General features: G+C 69.7%; 22 protein-coding genes. 6 read left to right on the top strand and 16 right to left on the bottom strand.

Annotated elements, in window-relative coordinates; translation table 11 throughout:
* Nucleotides 1-20 precede the first annotated feature (20 nt).
* Complete coding sequence (locus tag ACQEVM_RS34320; protein WP_433085899.1) at nucleotides 21-1,664, bottom strand: FAD-binding oxidoreductase; 1,644 nt, start codon at nucleotides 1,662-1,664, stop codon at nucleotides 21-23.
* Between the two features lie 240 nt (nucleotides 1,665-1,904).
* Between ACQEVM_RS34320 and ACQEVM_RS34315 the strand changes: the two genes are divergently transcribed.
* Genes ACQEVM_RS34315 through ACQEVM_RS34305 form a run of 3 tightly spaced genes read left to right on the top strand, consistent with a single transcriptional unit; the run spans nucleotide 1,905 to nucleotide 6,609 of the window.
* Nucleotides 1,905-3,674, top strand: coding sequence for an acetyl/propionyl/methylcrotonyl-CoA carboxylase subunit alpha (locus ACQEVM_RS34315; protein WP_433085897.1), 1,770 nt, complete (start codon nucleotides 1,905-1,907; stop codon nucleotides 3,672-3,674).
* A 3-nt stretch (nucleotides 3,675-3,677) separates the two neighbouring features.
* Nucleotides 3,678-5,564 (top strand): 2-oxoacid:acceptor oxidoreductase subunit alpha, encoded by a 1,887-nt coding sequence (locus ACQEVM_RS34310; RefSeq protein WP_433085895.1) that lies wholly within the window; start codon nucleotides 3,678-3,680, stop codon nucleotides 5,562-5,564.
* Complete coding sequence (locus ACQEVM_RS34305; RefSeq protein WP_433085893.1) at nucleotides 5,554-6,609, top strand: 2-oxoacid:ferredoxin oxidoreductase subunit beta; 1,056 nt, start codon at nucleotides 5,554-5,556, stop codon at nucleotides 6,607-6,609. The genes ACQEVM_RS34310 and ACQEVM_RS34305 overlap by 11 nt, the downstream gene beginning before the upstream one ends.
* A gap of 42 nt (nucleotides 6,610-6,651) precedes the next feature.
* On the opposite strand, the gene ACQEVM_RS34300 is transcribed toward ACQEVM_RS34305, so the two are convergent.
* The 6 genes from ACQEVM_RS34300 to ACQEVM_RS34275 all read right to left on the bottom strand — a co-directional run bounded on the left by ACQEVM_RS34300 (nucleotide 6,652) and on the right by ACQEVM_RS34275 (nucleotide 11,842).
* Nucleotides 6,652-7,617 carry an aromatase/cyclase gene (locus ACQEVM_RS34300; protein ID WP_433085891.1) on the bottom strand — a complete coding sequence of 322 codons (966 nt, stop codon included), beginning with the start codon at nucleotides 7,615-7,617 and terminating at the stop codon, nucleotides 6,652-6,654.
* An 88-nt stretch (nucleotides 7,618-7,705) separates the two neighbouring features.
* Nucleotides 7,706-7,969 (bottom strand): acyl carrier protein, encoded by a 264-nt coding sequence (locus ACQEVM_RS34295; protein WP_433085889.1) that lies wholly within the window; start codon nucleotides 7,967-7,969, stop codon nucleotides 7,706-7,708.
* Between the two features lie 242 nt (nucleotides 7,970-8,211).
* Entirely contained in the window at nucleotides 8,212-9,033 is an 822-nt protein-coding gene (locus ACQEVM_RS34290; protein WP_433085887.1) for an AfsR/SARP family transcriptional regulator, read from the bottom strand.
* Nucleotides 9,034-9,330: 297 nt separating this feature from the next.
* The gene (locus tag ACQEVM_RS34285) at nucleotides 9,331-10,155 is read right to left on the bottom strand and encodes an AfsR/SARP family transcriptional regulator (RefSeq protein WP_433086938.1); all 825 of its coding nucleotides are present in this window, start codon (nucleotides 10,153-10,155) and stop codon (nucleotides 9,331-9,333) included.
* 259 nt (nucleotides 10,156-10,414) lie between these two features.
* Nucleotides 10,415-11,083 carry a ScbR family autoregulator-binding transcription factor gene (locus ACQEVM_RS34280; RefSeq protein ID WP_433085885.1) on the bottom strand — a complete coding sequence of 223 codons (669 nt, stop codon included), beginning with the start codon at nucleotides 11,081-11,083 and terminating at the stop codon, nucleotides 10,415-10,417.
* Nucleotides 11,084-11,188: 105 nt separating this feature from the next.
* Nucleotides 11,189-11,842 carry a ScbR family autoregulator-binding transcription factor gene (locus ACQEVM_RS34275; RefSeq protein ID WP_433085883.1) on the bottom strand — a complete coding sequence of 218 codons (654 nt, stop codon included), beginning with the start codon at nucleotides 11,840-11,842 and terminating at the stop codon, nucleotides 11,189-11,191.
* A 436-nt stretch (nucleotides 11,843-12,278) separates the two neighbouring features.
* Between ACQEVM_RS34275 and ACQEVM_RS34270 the strand changes: the two genes are divergently transcribed.
* Nucleotides 12,279-13,271, top strand: a complete 993-nt coding sequence (locus tag ACQEVM_RS34270; RefSeq protein ID WP_433085881.1) for a ScbA/BarX family gamma-butyrolactone biosynthesis protein — start codon at nucleotides 12,279-12,281, stop codon at nucleotides 13,269-13,271.
* 31 nt (nucleotides 13,272-13,302) lie between these two features.
* Here the strand turns inward: ACQEVM_RS34270 and ACQEVM_RS34265 are convergent, their stop codons facing one another.
* Nucleotides 13,303-14,325 carry an NAD-dependent epimerase/dehydratase family protein gene (locus ACQEVM_RS34265; RefSeq protein WP_433085879.1) on the bottom strand — a complete coding sequence of 341 codons (1,023 nt, stop codon included), beginning with the start codon at nucleotides 14,323-14,325 and terminating at the stop codon, nucleotides 13,303-13,305.
* Nucleotides 14,326-14,436: 111 nt separating this feature from the next.
* Here ACQEVM_RS34265 and ACQEVM_RS34260 point away from each other — a divergent pair, with 111 nt between their 5' ends.
* Nucleotides 14,437-14,916: a GNAT family N-acetyltransferase gene (locus tag ACQEVM_RS34260; RefSeq protein ID WP_433085877.1), complete on the top strand. Its 480-nt coding sequence runs from the start codon at nucleotides 14,437-14,439 to the stop codon at nucleotides 14,914-14,916.
* Nucleotides 14,917-15,231: 315 nt separating this feature from the next.
* Here the strand turns inward: ACQEVM_RS34260 and ACQEVM_RS34255 are convergent, their stop codons facing one another.
* Nucleotides 15,232-15,444: a DUF4287 domain-containing protein gene (locus ACQEVM_RS34255; RefSeq protein ID WP_433085875.1), complete on the bottom strand. Its 213-nt coding sequence runs from the start codon at nucleotides 15,442-15,444 to the stop codon at nucleotides 15,232-15,234.
* A gap of 62 nt (nucleotides 15,445-15,506) precedes the next feature.
* Nucleotides 15,507-16,103, bottom strand: coding sequence for a dihydrofolate reductase family protein (locus ACQEVM_RS34250; protein WP_433085873.1), 597 nt, complete (start codon nucleotides 16,101-16,103; stop codon nucleotides 15,507-15,509).
* Between the two features lie 332 nt (nucleotides 16,104-16,435).
* Between ACQEVM_RS34250 and ACQEVM_RS34245 the strand changes: the two genes are divergently transcribed.
* Nucleotides 16,436-16,984, top strand: a complete 549-nt coding sequence (locus ACQEVM_RS34245; RefSeq protein WP_433085871.1) for a flavoprotein — start codon at nucleotides 16,436-16,438, stop codon at nucleotides 16,982-16,984.
* A gap of 56 nt (nucleotides 16,985-17,040) precedes the next feature.
* Here the strand turns inward: ACQEVM_RS34245 and ACQEVM_RS34240 are convergent, their stop codons facing one another.
* The 6 genes from ACQEVM_RS34240 to ACQEVM_RS34215 form a co-directional block, all read right to left on the bottom strand.
* Nucleotides 17,041-17,547 (bottom strand): DinB family protein, encoded by a 507-nt coding sequence (locus tag ACQEVM_RS34240; protein ID WP_433085869.1) that lies wholly within the window; start codon nucleotides 17,545-17,547, stop codon nucleotides 17,041-17,043.
* Between the two features lie 66 nt (nucleotides 17,548-17,613).
* Entirely contained in the window at nucleotides 17,614-18,825 is a 1,212-nt protein-coding gene (locus ACQEVM_RS34235; RefSeq protein WP_433085867.1) for an epoxide hydrolase family protein, read from the bottom strand.
* A gap of 272 nt (nucleotides 18,826-19,097) precedes the next feature.
* Nucleotides 19,098-19,919: an AfsR/SARP family transcriptional regulator gene (locus ACQEVM_RS34230; RefSeq protein ID WP_433085865.1), complete on the bottom strand. Its 822-nt coding sequence runs from the start codon at nucleotides 19,917-19,919 to the stop codon at nucleotides 19,098-19,100.
* Nucleotides 19,920-20,086: 167 nt separating this feature from the next.
* Nucleotides 20,087-20,842: a ScbR family autoregulator-binding transcription factor gene (locus ACQEVM_RS34225; RefSeq protein WP_433085863.1), complete on the bottom strand. Its 756-nt coding sequence runs from the start codon at nucleotides 20,840-20,842 to the stop codon at nucleotides 20,087-20,089.
* Nucleotides 20,843-21,042: 200 nt separating this feature from the next.
* On the bottom strand, nucleotides 21,043-21,888 hold the full coding sequence (locus tag ACQEVM_RS34220; RefSeq protein ID WP_433085861.1) for an AfsR/SARP family transcriptional regulator: 846 nt from the start codon (nucleotides 21,886-21,888) through the stop codon (nucleotides 21,043-21,045).
* A 237-nt stretch (nucleotides 21,889-22,125) separates the two neighbouring features.
* On the bottom strand, nucleotides 22,126-22,719 hold the full coding sequence (locus tag ACQEVM_RS34215; protein ID WP_433085859.1) for a ScbR family autoregulator-binding transcription factor: 594 nt from the start codon (nucleotides 22,717-22,719) through the stop codon (nucleotides 22,126-22,128).
* Nucleotides 22,720-22,806 lie beyond the last annotated feature (87 nt).

Raw genomic sequence — 22,806 nt, 5'->3', positions numbered from 1 at the left:
GTGCCGCCTGTGAGGAATCGTTACGGCAGGCGAATGCCGAGACGGTGCGAGAAGACGTCCCGCGGGTCCCACTTCGCCTTGGCCCGCTGGAGGCGCGGGTAGTTGTCCTTGAAGTACAGCCGGTGCCAGGGGACGCCCGAGGTGTTGAGCGTCGGATCGGCGATGTCGGCGTCCGCGTAGTTGATGTAGCAGCCGTCGTTGACCCCGCCCGGGCGGGGCACGCCGCCGGTGCTCGCGTACACGTCCGCGTAGGCCTCACGCACCCAGCCCTGGTGCACCGCGTCGTCCGCCGGGTTCGTCCAGAGGCTGCAGTAGAGCATCTTGGCGACGGAGTCCCGCTGGGCGGTCGCGGTGTCCGCGCTCGCCGTGTCGTTGATCCTGCCGCCGAAGCTGACGATGGCGATCATCCCGTACGGTCCCGGGTAGTCGGTGCGGGTCAGCTGCCGGTACATCGCCTTCAGCTGGTCCTGCGGCATCGCCTTGCGGATGTACGCCGACTTGGACTTCCAGCGCGGCACGGCGGCCTCGACGAACCCGGACCACTCGGTGACCGCGTACAGCCACGGCGCCCGGTAGCGGTCGCCGACGGTGTAGCGGACCCCTGTGCCCTCGGAGACGGCCGCGAGGAACCCGTCGAGCACCTGGTCGGCGTTCGGAGCCGCCGCGTCGATCTGGGTGCTCATCCGGAAGTAGCCGGCCGCCTTGTGCATCGCCTTGAACTGGCTGTAGAGGAAGCGCCCCGGGGAGCCGGGGCCCGAGTTGTTCTCGTGCCAGACGTTGAAGTTGTGCACGAGCCGGGTGAAGCTCGCCTCGTCCAGGTCGTCCCAGGACCAGCTGACGTCCGACAGGATCACCTCGGAGGGCGCCTTGGGCAGCAGCTTCGTCGGGTCGTCGCCGGTGGCGCCGGGGGAGCGCAGCCAGTACTTGGTGACGATCCCGAAGTTCCCGCCGCCACCCCCGGTGTGCGCCCACCACAGCTCACGGTTCGGGTCGTTCGCCTCACGGGTCGCGACCACCTTGCGGGCCCGACCGTTCTGGTCGACGTGGACGACCTCGACGGCGTACAGGTGGTCGACGGTCAGTCCGCGCGAGCGCGACAGCGCGCCGTAGCCGCCGCCGCTGATGTGTCCGCCGGCCCCGACGGTCGGGCAGGTACCGCCGGGCAGGACGACGCCCCAACGCTTGTAGAGGGTGCGGTAGACGGTGCCCAGCAGGGCGCCCGGCTCGACGGAGACGGCGCGCATCCGCGGGTCGTACGCGATGGAGCCCAGCCCGGCCATGTCGATGACGACCCGGACCTCGGGGTGGGTCGTGAAGTCCTCGTCGCAGTGGCCGCCGCTGCGGACCACCACCTTGAGTCTCCGGTCGACGGCCTCCTGTACGGCGCTGACGACCTGGTCGGCGGAGCCGACGAGCCGGACGTAGTCGGGGGAGCCGACCCAGCGCTGGTTGGAGCCCGATATGAGGCCGCGGTAGCGCGGGTCGGCGGGGGTGACGGTGATCGGGGCGGGGACGGCCGCGCGGGCGGCGGCCTCCCCGGTGCCTTCGACGACGGCCGCCTCGGCGGTTCCCGCGGCCGCCACGACACCGATCGCGGGCACCGCCAGAGCGCCGCCGGTCAGCGCCGCGCCTTTCATGAGCACCCGACGGGACACATCGGTCATGACCGCATACCTCCAGAGACACGAGAGAAGAGCCGGAGAAGAGCGCCGGAGCAGAGCCGCGGCACCGATAAACCGCGGGAGTAACCCGAGGCGCGGCCACCCGACCACAACTCGGTCACCAGGCGTTCTCTGGCGGTCCTCGTGCGGTGATTACCTGCCGGTGGGCCGCCGGCGAGGAGCCGGGGCTACGTTTTCGACCGTCGATGGTTCGAACTGTCACCGAAGTTGAGGAGAGCGTTCGTGCGTAAGGTGCTGATTGCGAACCGCGGCGAGATCGCTGTCCGCGTTGCTCGGGCCTGCCGGGATGCCGGGATCGCGAGCGTAGCCGTCTACGCCGACCCGGACCGGGACGCTCTGCACGTCCGCGCGGCCGACGAAGCTTTCGCGTTGGGCGGTGACACCCCGGCCGCCAGCTACCTCGACATCGCGAAGGTCCTGCAGGCGGCGGCGGACTCCGGCGCGGACGCGATCCATCCCGGATACGGTTTCCTGTCGGAGAACGCCGAGTTCGCGCAGGCCGTCCTCGACGCCGGTCTGACGTGGATCGGGCCGCCGCCCCAGGCCATCCGTGACCTGGGCGACAAGGTCGCCGCCCGGCACATCGCCCAACGCGCCGGCGCCCCGCTGGTCGCCGGCACCCCCGACCCGGTCTCCGGATCCGACGAGGTCGTGGCGTTCGCGAAGGAACACGGCCTGCCCATCGCGATCAAGGCCGCGTTCGGTGGCGGCGGTCGCGGCCTGAAGGTCGCCCGGACCCTCGAAGAGGTCCCCGAGCTGTACGACTCCGCCGTCCGCGAGGCCGTCGCCGCGTTCGGACGCGGCGAGTGCTTCGTCGAGCGTTACCTCGACAAGCCCCGCCACGTGGAGACGCAGTGCCTGGCCGACACCCACGGCAACGTCGTGGTCGTCTCCACCCGCGACTGCTCGCTCCAGCGCCGCCACCAGAAGCTGGTCGAGGAGGCCCCGGCCCCGTTCCTGACGGACGCCCAGAACGCCGAGCTGTACGCCGCGTCCAAGGCCATCCTGAAGGAAGCCGGCTACGTCGGCGCGGGCACGGTGGAGTTCCTGGTCTCCGCGGACGGTCTGATCTCCTTCCTGGAGGTCAACACCCGCCTCCAGGTCGAACACCCCGTCACCGAGGAAGTCACCGGCCTCGACCTGGTCCGGGAGATGTTCCGCATCGCCGACGGCGAGGAACTGGGTTACGGGGATCCGGTACTGCGCGGACACTCCTTCGAGTTCCGCATCAACGGCGAGGACCCGGGCCGGGGCTTCCTGCCCGCCCCCGGCACCGTCACCCGCTTCGCTCCCCCCTCCGGCCCCGGCGTCCGCCTCGACGCGGGCGTGGAGTCCGGCTCCGTCATCGGCCCGGCCTGGGACTCCCTCCTGGCCAAGCTGATCGTCACCGGCGCCACCCGCGAACAGGCCCTCCAACGCGCCGCCCGCGCACTCGCCGAGTTCGAGATCGAGGGCATGGCCACCGCCCTCCCCTTCCACCGCGCCGTCGTCACCGACCCCGCCTTCGCCCCCGCGGAAGGACCCTTCACGGTCCACACCCGCTGGATCGAAACCGAGTTCGTCAACGACATCAAGGCCTTCAACGCGGTGGCGGGCGAGGATCCCGAGGCGGAAGAGGGACGCGAATCGCTGGTGGTCGAGGTCGGTGGCCGCCGTCTGGAGGTCTCGCTGCCCGCATCGCTGGGGACGACGTTCACACGGGGCGCGGCCTCCATGGGCGGCGGTACCGCGACCAAGATCAAGCGGCGCGGCAACAAGAGCGTCAAAGCCGCCTCCGGCGACACCCTGGCCTCCCCGATGCAGGGAACCATCGTCAAGATCGCCGTCGAGGAAGGCCAGCAGGTCGACGAGGGCGACCTGATCGTCGTCCTCGAGGCCATGAAGATGGAACAACCCCTCAACGCACACCGCTCCGGCACCATCGTCGGCCTCAAGGCCGAAGTCGGCGCGTCCCTCACCTCCGGCGCCACCATCTGCGAGATCAAGGCCTGAGTGATGACCGAGACTGCCATTCCCCCGGCCGGCGAGAAGGAAGTCCGCCGCCTCGATCGTGTGATCATCCGTTTCGCGGGTGACTCGGGCGACGGCATGCAGCTGACCGGCGACCGTTTCACTTCGGAGACGGCGTCCTTCGGCAACGACCTCTCGACCCTGCCGAACTTTCCCGCCGAGATTCGCGCCCCCGCCGGCACTCTGCCGGGCGTGTCGTCCTTCCAGCTGCATTTCGCCGATCACGACATCCTGACACCGGGCGACGCCCCGAATGTGCTGGTGGCGATGAATCCGGCGGCGCTGAAGGCGAACATCGCGGACGTTCCGCGCGGCGCGGAGATCATCGTCAACACCGATGAGTTCACCAAGCGCCCGATGGCGAAGGTCGGCTACGCGACCTCCCCGTTGGAGGACGGCTCGTTGGACGCCTACCGCGTGCACCCGGTCCCGCTCACCACGTTGACGGTGGAGGCGCTGAAGGAGTTCGGGCTGTCGCGCAAGGAGGCCGAGCGCAGCAAGAACATGTTCGCGCTGGGCCTGCTGTCGTGGATGTACCACCGTCCGACGGAGGGCACGGAGCGGTTCCTGCGTCGGAAGTTCGCGAAGAAGCCGGAGATCGCCGAGGCGAACGTGGCCGCCTTCCGGGCCGGCTGGAACTTCGGCGAGACCACCGAGGACTTCGCCGTCTCCTACGAGGTCGCGCCCGCCACCAGCGCGTTCCCCAGCGGCACCTACCGCAACATCTCCGGGAACCTGGCCCTGTCGTACGGGCTCATCGCCGCCGGGCACCTCGCCGACCTGCCGGTCTACCTGGGCTCGTACCCGATCACGCCGGCGTCGGACATCCTGCACGAGCTGAGCCGGCACAAGAACTTCGGGATCCGCAGTTTCCAGGCCGAGGACGAGATCGCCGGGATCGGCGCGGCCCTGGGCGCGGCCTTCGGCGGCGCCCTGGGGGTCACGACCACCTCGGGCCCCGGTGTGGCGCTGAAGTCGGAGACCATCGGTCTGGCGGTGTCGCTGGAGCTGCCGCTGCTGATCGTGGACATCCAGCGCGGCGGGCCCTCGACGGGGCTGCCGACCAAGACCGAGCAGGCCGACCTGCTCCAGGCCATGTACGGGCGCAACGGCGAGGCACCCGTCCCGATCGTGGCCCCGCGCACCCCCGCGGACTGCTTCGACGCGGCGATCGATGCCGCCCGGATCGCGCTGACCTACCGGACCCCGGTGTTCCTGCTGTCCGACGGTTACCTCGCCAACGGCTCCGAACCGTGGAAGATCCCGGACGTGGACGAACTTCCGGATCTGCGCACCCGCTTCGCCACCGGTCCGAACCACGAGCTGGCGGACGGCACCGAGGTGTTCTGGCCCTACAAGCGCGATCCCCAGACCCTGGCGCGCCCGTGGGCGGTCCCCGGCACTCCCGGCCTCGAACACCGCATCGGCGGCATCGAGAAGCAGGACGGCACCGGCAACATCTCCTACGACCCCGCCAACCACGAGTTCATGGTCCGCACCCGCCAGGCCAAGATCGACGGCATCCGGGTCCCCGACCTGGACGTGGACGACCCCGACGAGGCCCGCGTCCTCGTCCTCGGCTGGGGCTCCACCTACGGCCCCATCACCGCGGCCGTACGCCGGCTGCGCAAGGACGGCTTCCCGGTCGCCCAGGCCCACCTGCGTCATCTGAACCCCTTCCCCCGCAATCTGGACGAGGTCTTGGAGCGCTACGACAAGGTGGTGCTGCCGGAGATGAACCTCGGGCAGCTCGCCACCCTGATCCGGGCCAAGTACCTGACGAACATCCATTCCGTCACCCAGGTCAACGGGATGCCCTTCAAAGCCGCGCAGTTGGCCGAGGCCGTCCAGGAGGCAAGTCGTGCCCAGTGAAGCCCTGTCCCTCGTCCCGAAGGCGGAAGCCCGTCAGTCGGCGAAGGACTTCAAGTCGGATCAGGAGGTCCGCTGGTGCCCGGGCTGCGGCGACTACGCCGTGCTCGCCGCCGTCCAGGGCTTCATGCCCGAACTCGGCCTCGCCAAAGAGAACATCGTCTTCGTCTCCGGAATCGGCTGCTCCTCCCGATTCCCCTACTACATGAACACCTACGGCATGCACTCCATCCACGGACGCGCACCCGCCATCGCCACCGGCCTCGCCACCTCCCGCCGCGACCTCTCCGTCTGGGTCGTCACCGGCGACGGAGACGCCCTCTCCATCGGCGGAAACCACCTCATCCACGCCCTCCGCCGCAACGTCAACCTCAAAATCCTCCTCTTCAACAACCGCATCTACGGCCTCACCAAAGGCCAGTACTCCCCCACCTCCGAACTCGGAAAAATCACCAAATCCACCCCCATGGGCTCCCTCGACGCCCCCTTCAACCCCGTCTCCCTCGCCATCGGAGCCGAAGCCGGCTTCGTCGCCCGCACCATCGACTCCGACCGCAAACACCTCACCGACGTCCTGCGCCAAGCCGCCGACCACCAAGGCACCGCACTCGTCGAGATCTACCAGAACTGCAACATCTTCAACGACGGCGCCTTCGAAGCCCTCAAGGACAACGAACAAGCACAAGACGCCGTCATCCGCCTCGAACACGGCCAACCCGTCCGCTTCGGCACCGACCACACCAAAGGCGTCATCCGCAACCCCACCACCGGCGACCTCGAAGCAGTCACCCTCACCCCCGAGAACACCCCCCACCTCCTCATCCACGACGCCCACACCACCAGCCCCACCACCGCCTTCGCCCTCTCCCGCCTCGCCGACCCCGACACCCTCCACCACACCCCCATCGGAGTCCTGCGCAGCGTCCAACGCCCCGTCTACGACACCCTCATGGCCGACCAACTCGACACCGCCATCGCGCAGCAGGGCAAGGCGGACCTCTCCGCCCTCCTCGCCGGCAACGACACCTGGACGGTCCTGGGCGGCTGACCGGGGCGAAGGGGCGCCGGACCTCCGCTCGCGGTCCGGCGCTCACAGCGCCCGCAGGCCCCTGACGGCGTTCCGCGCGTACGCGCGGGCCTGCTCGAAGGTGGCCGCGCTCTCCCGGCCGAGGGTCTCGCGGACGTACCGGCGCGCCTGCGTCAGGTCGGCGTCGGGACCGAGGACGCGTTCCACCATCCGCTCGTCCAGCAGCACGTGGTGCAGGGAGATCACGGTGACTCCCGTCTCGTCCGGGACGATCGACCACTCCCCGGTGTGCGCGGCCAGCAGCGGCGACGGCACGGTCTCCTTGTAGACGGTGCGGCCGGCAGCCGGAAAGGACACCCGTACGGACTCCGTCGTGTGGACGGAGCCGTCGACGGTCAGCGTGTGCGTGGTGGCGCGCTGCACTCCCGGGCGGTCCTCGACGACGTCGACGCGCGCGATGTGCGGGACCCGGTCGGGCCAGGAGGCCACGTCGTACAGGAAGGCGCCGACCGGTTCGCCCGGTCCGTCGACGCGGACGGAGTCCTCGAAGCTCATCGTCAGCGCGTCGAGCCGCTCCCAGCGCTCGGCGGCCTCGCGCAGCCGGTCGAGCATGTCCCGCCCGCCTCGTTCGACGTCGGCGCGGGTCCGCTCGACGTCGGAGCCGCGGTTGCCGGCGACGGTGAAGTCCTGTTCCAGGGTCAGCCGCGACCAGCCCGGGGCGAGCTGCCGTACCGTCCAACTGCCGCCCGCGGAGGTGACGGGCGCCGCGGGAACCTCCTGGCGGAAGTCGATGCGCCGCCGTTCGGGGTCCAGGGTCCGCCGCCACAACGACGACCGTACGGTCCCGTCGCGGGTGTCCCACAGGGAGAACCGTTCCCGGCTGCCGTCGAAGTCCCACGGCTCGACATGGACGGTGTCCGGTACCAGCAGCGGCCACTGGGCGGTGTCGGCCACCAGCGCGTACAGGACGCCGGCCGGTGCGGCGACGTCCACCGCGTGTGTCATCCGGTGCACTCGTTCGACAGACATCAGACACCCTCTCTCAACGCTTGATGCAGAGCCTGTCCGTATCCGCAGGAAGCTTCCTGGACTCCGGGTGGAGTTCCGGGGCGCGACCTCAGACCGCGGCGCGGGAACCCAGCACGTGGTTGACCAGGTCGAGGTAGCGGCGCGGGGTGTCGGCGTACTCCATGGCCTCCTCGTCGAAGGCGATGGCGAACCTCCGCTCCAGGTATCCGGTGGTCTGGAGGACGGAAAGGCAGTCGTAGCCGAGCTCCACCCAGTACAGGTCGCGGACGTCGTCGTCCAGCTCGACGCCCTCCTCCTCACCTCCCCATGCGCGCAGGATCCGCGTCAGGTCGGTGAGTTCCAGCCGGTCCATGGGTGTACCCCTCTCCTCGTCCGCGAGCACGCGGACGCGTCCCGGGTACCCCGAGCCTGACCACCCTCCCTGGAGCACCACTCAACGCCCCCTGGCCCGACCGGGCAATTCCAGCCCCGCCGGGCCCTTTCAGCCCCGCCGGCGTTTGAGGCGCGGGGTCCGGGGCGGAGCCCCGCAACCCCGGCCGCGGCCCGGCCCACCCGCACCGCGCCGCCATCCGCACCCGCACAACCCCCGGAGGGCTACGCCGCGTACAGGTCGAACGTCGAAGACCTCCGCGGCCCCGCCGCCACGTCCAACGCGGGGTCCACCTTCAGCATCGCCTGGTGCAGCCGTTGCAGCTGCTGCGACGGCTCCACGCCCAGTTCGTCGATGAGCCGTGTCCGCAGCCGCCGGAAGACGTCCAGCGCCCGCGCCTGTCGCCCCGATCGGTAGAGCGCGACCATCGCCTGCGAGTGCAGTCCCTCGTGCTGCGGGTGCCGGGCAATCAGTTCGGTCAGTTCCGCAAGGAGTTCGGTGTGCCTGCCCAGCCGCAGGTCGACATCGATCCGCCGTTCGGTGGTGACGAGTCGGCTCTCCGCGAGCCGCAGCACCTCGATGTCGAGGATCGGGCCCACCCGTACGTCGACGAGCGCCGGCCCCTGCCACAGGGCGAGCGCCCTGCGCAGCAGGTCCGCCGCGGTCTCGTCGTCGCCCTGCTCGAAGGCGTTCTGGCCGCCGGCCACGAGGGTCTCGTACGTGTGGACGTCCACGGACTCCGGGGGGATCTGGAGCAGGTATCCGCCGTGCCGGGTGGCGAGGATGTCCTTCGCCGAGCCGGGGGCCCCCGGCCCCATGGCCGTGCCGAGCCGGCGGCGCAGTTGGAGGATGTACGTCTGCAGGGTGGTGAGCGCGCTCTGTGGCAGGTCGGTGCCCCAGATCTCCTCCATGAGGGTCGGCACGGGCATCACCCGGCCCGGGTAGAGCGCGAGGAGCGCCAGGATCTGACACGGCTTGCCCGCCGTGGGAACGATCGATCCTCCGTTGACCTCGGCACTCAAAGGTCCCAGAATCTGAATCTTCACGGTTTCCCGTCTCCCCTCCGCAATTCGTCGCGCCATACTCGGATTTCAGCATTCGACCCGATCACGGTAACGGGGCCCCGGGCAAGGTCACCGAATTCTTGAGCCTGCGTCGAGCGGCCCTCCGCGCCGGCGCGCGGTTGGGTGCCTTTCCGCTGGTGGGAGCCCCTTCATCAGTGATGATGACCTTTCCTCGGGGGCTCCCGCGGCAGTTCTTTCCGCGGTGCTGTCCGGGCTTTTCCGGAGTGGGGTTCCGGTGGCCGCGGGGAAATGAGCGCACAGAGACCGTGCGATGACCTGTCAGCCCACGGGAACCAGTCGCCTCTTGGGCGTCTCGGTGGAATCCAGGGGGCGTTCGGGCCCGGTCATCAGGATGGAGCGCTGAAGCCGGCGCAGGGCCGCCGAGGGCTCTATGCCGAGTTCGCGTACGAGCGTGGTCCGCAGTCGCTGGTAGACGTCCAGCGCCTCACCACGCCGACCGGAACGGTGCAGGGCCAACATGAACTGCCCATGCAGATTCTCATGCGTGCGATACCTGCTCACCAACACCGTCAACTCCGCCAACACCTCACGATGCCGACCCAACCGCAAATCCGCCTCGATCCGCTGATCCAACGCACACAACCGCGTCTCCTCCAACCGACGCATCTCCATGTCCAACTGCACACCACCCTGAACATCCGCGAACGCCGGCCCCGACCACAACGCCAACGCCTCCCTCAACAACCGCGCACCACCCGGATGATCACCCACATCCATCGCCCGATACCCCAACCCCGACAACCGCTCGAACTCCCGCACATCACTCGTCCCACCACCACCACTCAACAAATAACCCCCCGGCAACGTCACCAACACGTCCTTCGGAGTCCGCGAAGTGTCCCCGCCGTTGGCGAGGGCCGTGGCGATGAGCGCCCGGAGCTGGAGGATGTACGTCTGCAGCGTGGTGCGGGCGCTGCGCGGCGGTTGCTCGCCCCACAGCTCCTCGATCAGCGCGGCGACGGGGACCGTCTGGTCGGCGTGCAACGCGAGGAGCGCGAGCACCTGACGGGGTTTGGCCGCGGTCGGCGTGATGGAGATCCCGTTCTCCCGCACGTCCAGTGCGCCCAGTACATCGATGTCCACGCCGTACTCCCCTGCTTCGTCCATGGATGAGCCCTCGACTTTCACCGGAATGAGCAAAAAACAGCATCAGCGGTTTGTCAATACCAAACCGGCTGGGCCGTTTTTTTGCCATCAGAGGCCACAGACACCGGCGAACAGCATCTGACCTGCGCATTTGCCAGGGATCGGGGGTCCCTGGAAGCCGCCGGCGCGCACAAAAACACCCCTCAGAAACCTTCCTGAGGGGTGCTTCAGAGACCGGAACGGACCGTTCAGTTTTCTAGTCGGGGGCGCCGCTTCGGGCGGCGCCGGCCACGCACATCGGGTCCGAGCCGTCTGCGCGCAGCTCTCCGAGCGAGCCGTCGGCGGCGATCCGGGGCAGCATCAGGGCCCAGTACCGGGCGAGCGAGGGCTCGGCGAGCCATGCTCCCTCGTCGGCTCCGAGGGCCTCGAAGCCGACGATCGCCGCCACCACGGCGGCGGCCGCGTCCTGCGCCGAGACGCCGTCGGCGAGTTCCCCGTTCCGGGCGGCGGTACGGAACATGGCCTCGACCCAGCGCTGCCACTGACGGCGCACACCGCAGGGGCCGGCTGCCGCGTCGTCGCCGGTCCCGGTCGTCACGCAGAGCCCGAATCCCGCGCTGACCACGGGATCATGCGCGAGGAGTGCCATCAGGTCGTGCGTCGAGTCGACGAGCACCTGGAGCGCGTTTCCGCCCGCCGGCCGGGAGACCGTGATCACGCGCACGGATGCCGCGGCCCGGTCCACCACCGCCTCGGCCAAGGCCGTCTTGCTGCCGAAATGGAAGTGCAGGCCGCCGGCACTGACCCCGGCCCGTTTGCTGATCGCGCCGATCGAGGCCGTGGCGAAACCCTCCTCGACGAACACCTCCGCGGCGGCGCGGACCAGAATCTCACGCGTGCGGGCAGCACGCTCTTGCTTGACCATGCGATCTCCACAAACCGCCTCGGCGGTTTGCCCAGGGGATTACAAAGCTTCGCAGGCACGGTCCGACGCCTCGGTGGAGCCGTGCCCGAGAAACGCCGACGCGCGTCAGGAGGCGACCTGGTCGCCGACCACCTCCGCGGCCCCCAACCGTTCCATCTCGGCCACCACCTCGGCCCCGCGGGTCCGCCCCATCTCCAGCCGGGCCAGGACCGCGGGCGTCGCGATGCTCGGGTAGACGTGCTCGAAGAGCACCGAGACCCGGTGTTCGATGTCCTCGCGGTTGACGAGCGTCTGCGAGTAGATCTGCACCCCGGTCCAGCAGGCCGAGAGGGTCCAGGCCGTCTCGGCCGTGTTGACGTGCGGCAGCAGCTCGCCGCGTGCCTTGGCCTGGATCAGCATCTCCTCGGTCACCTTGATCCAGCCGGGGACCGATCCGCCTCCGAAGATCTCCCGCATGTCGGGACCGAGCGAGAGCCGCGCGCCGGCGCTCAGCATGGGGTCGCGCTGCATGCGATGGGCCATCACCATCGACGTGTCGACGAGTTCCTGCAGTTTGCTCTGGCGCGGTGGTACGCCCCCCTCGGCGAACTGCTCGTCGAGGACTCCTCGCGCCAGGTCCTGCTTGGACGAGAAGTGGAAGTACAACGCTCCCTTGGTCACTCCGGCGCGGGTGAGGATGTCCGCGATGGTCGCAGCCTCATATCCGCGCTCGTCGAAGACCGAGGCCGCCGCTTCCAAGATTGCACGACGCGTGCGCACTGCACGTTCCTGACGTGCCACGATGCCTCCGATGTTCACGGGCCCACACGGACGGAACCCCTTCGGGATTCCGCTCCCCCCCGTAAAACCAACCAGAAGGTTCGTATTTTATCAAGACGGAAACAATAAACCGTGACCTTCTGGCCACGGCAGTCAAGTCCGTCTCACGTGGCGGGAGAAGTTCTCGCGTTGGTCGCGCTCTCGCACGATCAACTTCGCTGAGCAGCCAAGAATGAACAGGCTGTCACCGCCTCAAACGAACCATCCACCTGGTTTGTTTTAACCTTACGGTGACACTCGCACCCTCACATCGGCCCCGCAGCGACATCTGCGCCAAGTGGAGGCCAGAACATCCTTGCAAACAAAACCGGAGAGTACGTATCTTACGACTTCAAGTGCTCGTCCCATCCGTCAACTCGGCTCTGCGGAGAGGTCCATGACCCTGCTCACGTTCGAGAACAACACCCCCGCGCTGTCCATGAAGGAAGCCGGCGTGCGGCGGACGACGCGCTGTGACGAACTCCCCCGGCTCACGAGCACCGTCCCCCGGGAGTACGTGCATCGCAGCTCGGTGGCGGAGGTGTTCCTGACCGGCTACGAACGGATCGGTGACGACACCTTCCTGCTGACCGGCCAGTGGCCGCGGGCCCATACCTTCTTCATCAGCGCGGACGGTACCGGACACGACCTCGTCCAAGTGGGCGAGACCGTCCGTCAGGCCGGCCTTTTACTGTGCCACGCGGAATACGGGGTGCCCCTGGGGCACAGTGTGCTGCTGTGGAGCCTGGGCTTCAAGGCCGACCTGGAACAGCTGCTGATCGGCGCCGGCCCGACCGACCTGGAACTCATCGCCACCTGCCGGGACTTCGGCTGGAAGGGCAACCGGTTCTCCGGCTTCCTGGAGGTGAGCGTCCGCCGTGAGGGACGGATCGCGGCCACCGGTTCCGGGCTCTTCAGTTTCGTTCCCCCGGCGGTCTACCGTCGGCTGCGCGGCGAGTACGGCGCGCTGTCCACGGCCGCTCCCGCGCAGCTCCCGCCGCGTCCGGCGCCGATCCTGCCGGCGGAGGCGGGCCGGTTGCTGCCCTTCGACGTGGTCCTCGCCCCGGGCGACCGGCCCGGCCGCTGGTTGCTCTCGCCGGACCTGACGCACCCGATCCTCTTCGAGCACGCCAACGACCACCACCCGGGCATGGTCCTGGTGGAGGCGGCCCGCCAGGCCGCCTGCGGGACGCTCCACGCCCGCTCCTTCAGACCCACGGCGGTGGAGTCCTCGTTCCACAACTACGCGGAACTCGACGCCCCGTGCTGGATCGACACCGAGGTCCCCCACTCCATGGACCCGGGCATCCGCACCGTGCACGTCACCGGACACCAGGGCGACGCCCGGATATTCGAGGCGACCGTCACCGGAACCATAGCCTCCGACTGATCCGGCCTCCTCGGCCGGGAGCCGTGGCCGCTCATCGGCCCATGTGCTCCCGGTACCACGGCGCGTACCGGGCGAATCCTTCCGGCAGCCCAGGTCCGGGCTCCGCGCCGACCAGCTTCCACAAGCGGCTGCCGTCGTACCAGTGATCGACCGCCAGCAGCGAGATCCTGCGGCGGGTGACCGGGTCGCCCGCCGCACCCAGCCGTGCGCAGGCCTCCTCCAGCGTGACGTCCTGTTCCGGCAGGGGCACCCCGAGGGCCTCCCCCACGGTGGTGACCAGTTCCCGGGCGCCGACCGGCTCCGGGTGGCAGGCGTGCAGGACCTGTCCCGCGAGCCGTCCGGGGAGCCGGGCCAGGTCCACCACCGCGTCCGCCAGCGCGTCCGCGGAGATCATCGAGAGCCGCGCGCGTCCTCCGTCCACCCAGTGGGGCAAGCGCCCCATCAGGTCGACCAGCGCGGGGACCATCCAGGTGTCACCGCGTCCGTAGACCAGGTGGGGCCGCACCACGACGCCCCCTGCGGCGAGGACCAGTCGCTCGCCCTCCAGACGGGTGACGCTGGTCGCGGAGACCGGTTCCTCGGCCAACAGCCCCTCGGCCTCGCCCCGGTGGGGTTCGTCCCGGTAGACGGCGGCGGTGCCGAGGTGCACGAAGCGCCGTACGCCGGCCTGCGCGGCCTCGGCCAGCAGGGCGCGGGTGCCCTCGGTGTTGACCGTCCGGCACTCCTCCTCGGTGCCGCCGATCCGGGCCGCGAGGTGGACGACCGCGGTGACGCCCTCGCAGATGCCCCGCAGGGACGCCTGGTCCGTCAGATCGCCGGTCACCGTCTCGACCCCGGCCACCGCCCCACCCGTGCGCCCCGGGAGAGCCCGCCGGTGGGTGAGCAACCGCAGCGCGGGACCGACCGGGCCTTCCGGGCCCCTCCGTCCGTCCGGGGCGCCCAGGGCGGCCGTCAGACGGTCCGTCACATGGGATCCGACGAAGCCGGTGGCGCCCGTCACGAGGATCCGTTCGGGAATCAACGACAGCCTTTCGTCGGGAGGTACGGGAAGCACGGGCGGTACGGGAAGCACGGCCCGCAAGGAAGTGGAGGAGTGGTCCGCACTTACTTCTTACAGCATCACCGTTCCGTCGATCGTCACCCTGGCGGAAAGTAGGCTGAGACGATGAGCAGCTCAACTCCCCGCCTGGTACCGGTCACCCCGGAAAACTTCGACGCGGTGTGCGCGATTCGTCTTCACCCGCATCAGGAGCACCTTGTGTCACCTGTCCTGAAATCGTTGGCGGAGGCCTACGTGTACGGGACGAACGCCTGGCCGCGGGCCATCGTGGACCGCGGGGACGACGGGGCGGAGGAAGTGGTCGGCTTCGTCATGGCCTTCCTCGACATCTCCTGGGCGGACGACGCGAACGACCGCCGCTCCGGCATCTGGCGCCTGAACATCTCCGCCGCGCGCCAGGGCCGGGGATACGGACGCTTCGCGGTCCAGGCGGTCGCCGAGGAGATCCGCCGCCTCGGCGGCACCCACGCGTACGTCACCTGGAACCCGGGCGAGCACACCCCCGAGCCCTTCTACCTCGGTCTGGGCTTCACGACCACGGGCGAACTCAGCGGCACCCAGCGGGTCGGCGTCCTCACCCTCTGACGCGGGCGCGCGGCGCCGGGGGCGGCGCCGGGACCGGGGCTGGGGGCGAGCCGAGGGCTCCTTGGGTCGCCGCCACCCCCGGAGCACCACCGTCAGCGGGCCCCGAGCGTCCTTCGGAGCCTCGACCGCCAGGGCTTTCCCGGCGCGGAACTCCTGCGGGCCCACCCCCCGTACCCGCTTGAGGGCCGTGGACAACGCGAACGCGCGCCCGTGGCCGGCCCGGCGGCCCGGCGCCGGCGAGGAAGTTCAGCCTCCTACGCGAGCGTCCGGCCTGCTCCCGCAACCCCCTCCGCGGTTCACTTGCCCCTCAGCGGTTCACTTGCCGGCGTCCTCGGCGAGGGTGTGGGCCACGAGGGCGTTGGCGTGACCGTGGCCCAGGCCGTGTTCGGCCTTGAGCCAGCTGACCAGCTCCATGTGCCGGGTGAGGGGCGAGGACCGGATGAGTTCCTTCCACTGCGAGATCGGTCGACCGTGCTTCTTCTCGATCGAGGGGAAGTAGCTCGCGGGGCCCTTGACGGCGTCGGTCATGTCGGGGTTCCTCTCGTACGGAGACGGGTGCGTGGGTGGTGTGGGTGAAGGGTGGGGCGGCCTCAGCCGCCGGTCACCGGCCGGTAGGTGCACACGTTGACGCCGGCGGCGCTGGTGACCGTGGAGACCAGTTCCAGCGTCCGCAGACCGCCGTCGTCCGGGAAGATCGACTTACCGCCGCCGAGCAGCACCGGCATGATCATGAGCCGCAGCTCGTCGGCCAATCCTTCGCTCAACAGGGTGCGGACGAGGGTGGGGCTCCCCATGACGAGCAGGTCGCCGCCCTCCGCCGCGCGCAGCTCCCGGATGCGGGCGAGCGCCTCGCCACCGGGGATGCGCGTGGTGTTCTCCCAGGCAGGCTCGGAGTCGTCGAGCGTCTCGGACACGACGTACTTGCGGATCGCGTTCATCCGGTCGGCGAACGGGTCCCCCGCCCGCTCCGGCCACGCGGCCGCCATGGTCTGCCAGGTCCGTCGCCCGAACAGCAGCGCCTCGGCCCCGCCCATCGCGTCCGAGAAGGCACCGCCCACCACCTCCGGGTCGAAGAACGGGTGCGACCAGCCGCCGTGCGCGAATCCGCCGTCGCCGTCCTCGCCCGCGCCGCCCGGTGCCTGCACGACGCCGTCCAGGCTGATGAACTCGCTGACCACGATGCGCATGTGTCCCGCTCCCTTGTCGACCGCCGATGCGCGGCGGTGCCGCCCACCCATGTGGACGGCGTCCACATCTCCATGACCCGCAGCCTACAAGGCAATGTGCACACCGTCCACATTCTCTTTCCGCCGCGTCACAGGGATAGACGGCCCCGCCCCCCGAAACTCATCGCACCCCGCGCAAGAACCTCGCGCCACTCTCTCCGCCGGCGCTCCACGTCACGCGGGGTCGCGGCCCGGGGACGGGCGGTCTCCACCCGCCGCGTTCTTTGTGTTCTCGGCGATGACTTTCACACCTCAAGTCCGCTTGAGGTGGAGGAATATGATCACATGGCGGTATGACCAGGACCCTGTATCTGCTCTGCTCCGCCGCCCCGCCCGTCTTCGACGTGGCCCACGTGATCGAGAACGCCCAGTCGCGCGGTTGGGACGTCTGCCTCGGTCTGACCCCGACGGCCGCGCACTGGGTGTCCGAGAGCCTCGACGGACTCGCCGCCCTGACCGGGAACCCGGTGCGCTGGCAGTACAAGCTGCCCGGGGAACCCGACGTGTGGCCCGCGGCCGACGCCGTGCTGTTCGCCCCGGTCACCTTCAACTCGCTCAACGCCTGGGCTCTCGGGCTCACCGACCGGTTCGTCGCCGGGATCGCCGCCGAGGCCATCGGCAAGGACATTCCCGTCGTCGCCATGCCCTGCACGAACGCCGCGCTCGCGGCGCACCCGCGCTTCGACCTCTCGCTGGCCGAGCTGCGGGGAGCCGGCGTGGAACTCCTCCACGGCGAGGGCGGGTACACCCCCGGTCCGCCGGACGAGGACGTCCCGGCCCCCTTCCCGTGGGCATTGGCCCTGGACGCCGTGGACCGTCAGGGCACCCCGGCGGCCCCGTAGCCACCAGCTGCCCCCACCGACACGGCCGGCGGCCCCCGACCCTCCCCCGGCTCCCGCTACTCCCCGGTGACCCCGTCGATCACCTCGCGCAGCAGGTCGGCGTGCCCGTTGTGTCGGGCGTACTCCTCGATCATGTGGGCCAGGACGTAGTGCAGGGAGTAGGTCTGGTCCTCGTGGCGCCCCCGCACGTCCAGGGACTCCGCCGCCGCCACGATCGCGCGGGAGCGCTCGCAGCTCTCCTGCCAGATCCGGAACGACTCCGCCGGGTCCGCGTCCTCGACGTGGAAGTCCGTCCGCTCGCCGGCCTCGTTCCTGGGGAAGAAGCTGCTCACTCCCTCGGCGTTGAGCACATTGCGGAACCAGCTCCGCTCGACTTCCGCCAGATGCCGTACCAGCCCGAGCAGGCTCAGCTCGGACGGCGCGACCGCCTTGCGGCGCAGTTGCTCGACCGTCAGGCCCGCGCACTTCATCAGCAGCGTGTCCCGCTGCCCCTGCAGAACGCTGGTGAGCGTGGCGCGTTCATCACCCGTCAGAACGGGTCGGGTCCTCTGTTCGTCGTCCATCGGCTGATGATGGCAGTCCCGTCCGCCACCCACACCGGCCGACACCGCACCTGTCGGACGCGGCCCTCAGAACGTCACCCCTCGGGAACCCCGCGCTCGCGGCGCCGCCCTCAGCTGCCGGAAGAAGGCCCGTACGTCCTCCACCAGCGACTCGGGCACCTCCATGGCGGGAAAGTGCCCGCCCTTGTCGTACGAGGTCCAGCGCACGATGCGATCGGTGCGTTCGGCGATGTGCCGCAGCGGAATGAAGTTGTCCCGGGGGAAATCGGCGAGTGCGGTCGGCGTCCTCGACACCTCGGGCGGCTGCCCGTGGTGGTCGGCGTGCGCGCGCTCGTAGTAGATCCGGGCGGCGGAACCGGCCGTGCCCGTCAGCCAGTACAGCATGACGTTCGTCAGCATCCGGTCCCGGTCCACGGGGGTTCGCGGATCGCTCCACTCGGCGAACTTCTCCCCGATCCAGGCGAGCAGTCCGACGGGGGAATCGTTCAACGCGTACGCGAGGGTCTGCGGCCGGGTCGACTGGATGTCGGCGTACCCCTGGCGCTCCCGCGCCCACACCCGGTACCGCTCCCAGGACGCCGACGTCCGCTCCCGCTCGACGGGATCCAGCGCGGCCAGCTCCTCCGGCGTGGGTTCGGACGTCGCCCCGGCGCCGGGCAGCAGGTTCAGATGGACTCCCACCACGTTCCCGGGCCGCACCCGCCCCAACTCCCGCGAGACCGCGGCGCCCCAGTCGCCGCCCTGCACCCCGTACCGCTCGTGCCCGAGCCGGTCCATCAGGGTCCCGAAGGCGCGCGCCACCCGCCGAAACTCCCAGCCGGGTTCGGTGGTCGGCCCCGACAGGGCGAACCCCGGGATGTGCGGAAGTACCAGGTGGAAGGCATCGGCGGGGTCCCCGCCATGCGCCCGCGGATCGGTCAACGGCCCGGCGACCCGCTGGAACTCCACGAACGACCCGGGCCAGCCGTGGGTCATCAGCAGGGGTGTCGCACGCGGCTCGGGCGAGCGGAGGTACGCGAAGTGGACGGTGGCCCCGTCGATCTCGGTGGTGTACTGCGGCCACTCGTTGAGCCGCGCCTCGGCGGCCCGCCAGTCGTACTCCTCGCGCCAGTACCGGACGAGTTCCCGCACCTCGGACAGCGGCATCCCGTACGCCCACCCGACCCCGCTCAACTCATCGGGCCACCGCACCCGCTCCAACCGCCCGCGAAGGTCGTCCAGCTCCCCTTCGCCCACGCCCAGCCGGAACTCCCGAAACCCCTGCCCAAGATCACCCATCCCCCCACCCTGCCACGCACCCCGATCACACGAACCCCACCCCAGCCCCGCCGGGCCAGCCCATCTCAGCCCCGCCGGCGTTTGAGGCGCGGGGTCCGGGGCGGAGCCCCGGAAAGCCGGACGCAGTCCGGGCCACGCCCCACGGCGCCGCACCACACCGCACCGCGCCGCGCCGCACCGCGCCACACCACACCGCGCCGCGCCGCGCCACACCGCACCACACCGGCAGAGCCCCCGGCCCCGCCACATCCCACCCCCGGCCAGGGAAACGGCTACGCCGCGTACAGATCGAACGTCGACCCCCGCTTCGCCCCCGCCGCCACATCCAACGCCGGGTCCACCGCCAGCATCGCCTGGTGCAGTCGCTGCAACTGCGGCGACGGCTCCACCCCCAGGTCGTCGATCAGACGGTTCCGCAACCGTCGGTACACGTCCAGCGCCGCCGCCTGCCGACCCGACCGGTAGAGCGCCACCATGACCTGCGAGTGCAACCCCTCGTGCTGGGGGTGCCGCGCCGTCAGTTCGGTCAGTTCCACCAGGAGTTCCGTGTGCCGCCCCAATCGCAGGTCGACGTCGATCCGCCGCTCGACCGCGACCAGGCGGCTCTCCTCCAGCCGCATGCACTCGATCTCCAGAATCGGGCCGAGCCGTACGTCGACCAGCGCCGGCCCGTTCCACAGCGCGAGCGCATCCCTCAGCATGGCCGCGGATCTCTCGTCGTCACCGGCCTCGAACGCGTTCTGCCCCCGGGCCAGAAGGCTGTCGTACGTGTACACGTCCACCGCCTCCGGCGGCACCTGCAACACGTACCCACCGTGCCGCGTGGCGAGCACCTCCTTGGCCCTGCCGGGCCGTCCCGGCCCCATGGCGGTGCCCAGTCGACGACGCAGTTGCAGGATGTACGACTGGAGTGTGGTCAGCGCGCTCTGCGGGAGATCGTGACCCCAGATCTCCTCCATGAGCGTGGGTACCGGAATCACTCGACCTGGCTGCAGCGAGAAGAGCGCCAGGATCTGGCGCGGCTTGCCCGCAGTCGGAACGATCGAGCCCCCGTTGACCTCGGCACTCAACGGACCCAGAACCTGAATCTTCACGGTCTCCCCTCCACTTCGCGAAACCGAAAACGAATCCGAACCTGACAACGACCCGGCCAACGACCCTGAACCAAGGCCTGAACACGGGCCTGAACCCGACTCCGCACGGCAACCGGCAACCGGCAACCGGCAGACCGATCCTGCGATCGAAAAGCGAAGACATCGACCTAGCCCCCGCTTGCCACGAACCCCACCGCCTCCAGGCACCGCTCGTCCGCGGTGCCCGCCTCACCACACGTCCGGTACTCCCCGGCCCGCGCCTCCCCCACCAGGCTCGGCAGGAGCAGCCCCCAGAGGGCGGCCACCTTGCCCTTCAACTCCCGGTACGACAGCCCGGTCCCGGACAGCACCTCGATCCCACAGACGGCGGCCGCCACCAACGCCTCCGCCCCCTCCCACCGACCTCCGGCACCGCCGCTCCCGGCTCCACCGGTCCCGTCGGCTCCATCGCCCTCACCCGCGCCATCGCCCTCGCCGACCCCTCCCGAGAAGCCCGCCAACTCCCCCGCGTCCCGGGCCATCCGCAGCAGCCGACAGACCACCGACAGCCACGCCCCGTGAAAGTCCACCACCGCCGGTTGCTGTCCCGCGCACTCCTTGGTGATCCGGAAGCTCGCCGGGATCGCCGGATCCTCGTGCAGGGTCCGCGCCAGCCAGTGCGTCGTGCCGATCAGCGCCTGCAACGGCGAGTCCCCGGCCTCCCGCAATCCCCGTACCGCCTCGTGCAACAGCCCACAGCCCCACTGCTGCACCGCGTCCGCCAGCTCGTCCTTCGAGGCGAAGTGGAAGTACAGCGCCCCTTTCGTGACCCCGGCCACACTCGCGATCTCGCCGAGCGTCGCATTGGCGTAGCCGTTCCGGTGAAACATCTCGGCTCCGGCGAAGAGCAGTCGCCTACGCGTCCGCTCCGACCTCTCCTGCACCGCTCGTCTCCTCTCACCCGAGCCGGTTCGCGGCGGCACCGCACGTGCCGCCCTCGTCCGACCCCACCAGCCCCCGCTCAGCCCCAGCCCCGCTCGACCCCGCCCCACTCACACGCACGTCCCCCACCCACACGCATCCCACCGCAGGAGAAGTACGAAAACTCACCCACACACCCGCACCCACGGGCGCCGCTCCGGGCTCAGACCCGTACCAACCGCTCCACCCGGGTACTTCCCACCGCGCCCGCGCCGGCGCCGTCGGCGGCTGTCGCCGCTCCCTCCGGCCCCGCCATCAGGATGGAGCGCTGGAGTCTGCGCAGCGCCCCCGACGGCTCAAGCCCCAGGTCCCGTACGAGCGTGGTCCGCAGTCGCTGGTAGACGTCCAGCGCCTCACCACGCCGACCGGAACGGTGCAGAGCCAACATGAACTGCCCATGCAGATTCTCGTGCGTGCGATACCTGCTCACCAACACCGTCAACTCCGCCAACACCTCACGATGCCGACCCAACCGCAAATCCGCCTCGATCCGCTGATCCAACGCACACAACCGCGTCTCCTCCAACCGACGCATCTCCATGTCCAACTGCACACCACCCTGAACATCCGCGAACGCCGGCCCCGACCACAACGCCAACGCCTCCCTCAACAACCGCGCACCACCCGGATGATCACCCACATCCATCGCCCGATACCCCAACCCCGACAACCGCTCGAACTCCCGCACATCACTCGTCCCACCACCACCACTCAACAAATAACCCCCCGGCAACGTCACCAACACGTCCTTCGGAGTCCGCGAAGTGTCGCTCCCCTCCAGGGCGGTCGCGATCAGGGCGCGCAATTGCAGTACATAGGTCTGCAACGTCGTACGGGCGCTGCGCGGCGGCAGGCCGCCCCACAGCTCCTCGATCAGTGCCGATACGGGCACCACCTGGTCGGCATGGAGGGCCAAGAGGGCCAGGACCTGCCGGGGCTTGGGGGCGGTCGGCGTGATGGAGATTCCGTTCTCCCGCACGTCCAGTGCGCCCAGTACATCGATGTCCACGTCGTACTCCCCTGTCCTTGGATGAGTCGCAAGAGTCAGTAAAAAACAGGACCGACGGTTTGTCAATGAACCTTGCACCACCCTAGCTTCAGGCCGGCGGCGCCCGAGTTCCAGTCAAGAATCCTATTTGACCTGCGAGTTCACGGGAGTTCCAGGAGCAGACCGGGAGTTTCCACCCCTCAATGGCGAGCACCCGAGGCGAGAAACGCCCTTCAAAGGGTCCATCAAACAGACCGTTTAGTCTGCTTCGAGTTCCTCACCCGCCAGCAATCGCGGCAGAACCAACCCCCAGATCCGCGCGAGGGTCTGCGGCGCCACCCACTCCGGTTCGGCCGCGCTCAACACCTCCAGCCCGACGGTCGAGGCCACCACCGCCCGCGCCGCGTCCTGCGAGGACACACCCTCCGCGAGCATCCCGCCCCGCTCCGCCGCCGCCAGCAACTCCTCCACCCACAGCCGCCACTGCCCGCGCAGGTCCACCCGACTCTCGTGGGAGGAGTCGGCCGACAGCGCGAAGCCGGCCCGCACCACGACGTCCTGCGCGAGCAGTTCCATCAGCTCGGCCGTCGAATCGACCAACACCCGCACCGGATGGCCCACCGCCCGCTCCGCGTCGGCGATCCGGGCAACCGCATCCGCCGCACGTTCCTCGACGGCCCGGGCGATCTCGGTCTTGCTCGCGAAGTGGAAGTGCAGGCCACCGGCGGTCACCCCCGCCCGGCGACTGATCGCCGAGACCAACGCTGCCGCGAACCCCTCCTCCGCGAAGACCTGCGCGGCAGCACGCACCAACGTTTCGCGCGTGCGAGCCGCACGCTCCTTCTTGATCATGGAGGCTCCACACACCGCACTCGCCGCATTCATCGCACCCTCGATTTACACAAAGGGCCACGAGATCTTGGTGCCACGGTCGGCGGG

Source organism: Streptomyces sp. CA-243310 (genome assembly GCF_050936775.1).
Taxonomy (GTDB): domain Bacteria; phylum Actinomycetota; class Actinomycetes; order Streptomycetales; family Streptomycetaceae; genus Streptomyces.
This window is presented reverse-complemented; position numbering and strand designations above follow the sequence as displayed.

Bases quoted from the DNA above. Each gene is read 5' to 3' on its own strand.
- ACQEVM_RS34320 (WP_433085899.1), bottom strand. From the start codon at position 1,664: ATGACCGATGTGTCCCGTCGGGTGCTCATGAAAGGCGCGGCGCTGACC.
- ACQEVM_RS34310 (WP_433085895.1), top strand. From the start codon at position 3,678: ATGACCGAGACTGCCATTCCCCCGGCCGGCGAGAAGGAAGTCCGCCGC.
- ACQEVM_RS34300 (WP_433085891.1), bottom strand. From the start codon at position 7,617: ATGTCTGTCGAACGAGTGCACCGGATGACACACGCGGTGGACGTCGCC.
- ACQEVM_RS34295 (WP_433085889.1), bottom strand. From the start codon at position 7,969: ATGGACCGGCTGGAACTCACCGACCTGACGCGGATCCTGCGCGCATGG.
- ACQEVM_RS34280 (WP_433085885.1), bottom strand. From the start codon at position 11,083: ATGGTCAAGCAAGAGCGTGCTGCCCGCACGCGTGAGATTCTGGTCCGC.
- ACQEVM_RS34270 (WP_433085881.1), top strand. From the start codon at position 12,279: ATGACCCTGCTCACGTTCGAGAACAACACCCCCGCGCTGTCCATGAAG.
- ACQEVM_RS34260 (WP_433085877.1), top strand. From the start codon at position 14,437: ATGAGCAGCTCAACTCCCCGCCTGGTACCGGTCACCCCGGAAAACTTC.
- ACQEVM_RS34255 (WP_433085875.1), bottom strand. From the start codon at position 15,444: ATGACCGACGCCGTCAAGGGCCCCGCGAGCTACTTCCCCTCGATCGAG.
- ACQEVM_RS34250 (WP_433085873.1), bottom strand. From the start codon at position 16,103: ATGCGCATCGTGGTCAGCGAGTTCATCAGCCTGGACGGCGTCGTGCAG.
- ACQEVM_RS34245 (WP_433085871.1), top strand. From the start codon at position 16,436: ATGACCAGGACCCTGTATCTGCTCTGCTCCGCCGCCCCGCCCGTCTTC.
- ACQEVM_RS34240 (WP_433085869.1), bottom strand. From the start codon at position 17,547: ATGGACGACGAACAGAGGACCCGACCCGTTCTGACGGGTGATGAACGC.
- ACQEVM_RS34235 (WP_433085867.1), bottom strand. From the start codon at position 18,825: ATGGGTGATCTTGGGCAGGGGTTTCGGGAGTTCCGGCTGGGCGTGGGC.
- ACQEVM_RS34215 (WP_433085859.1), bottom strand. From the start codon at position 22,719: ATGATCAAGAAGGAGCGTGCGGCTCGCACGCGCGAAACGTTGGTGCGT.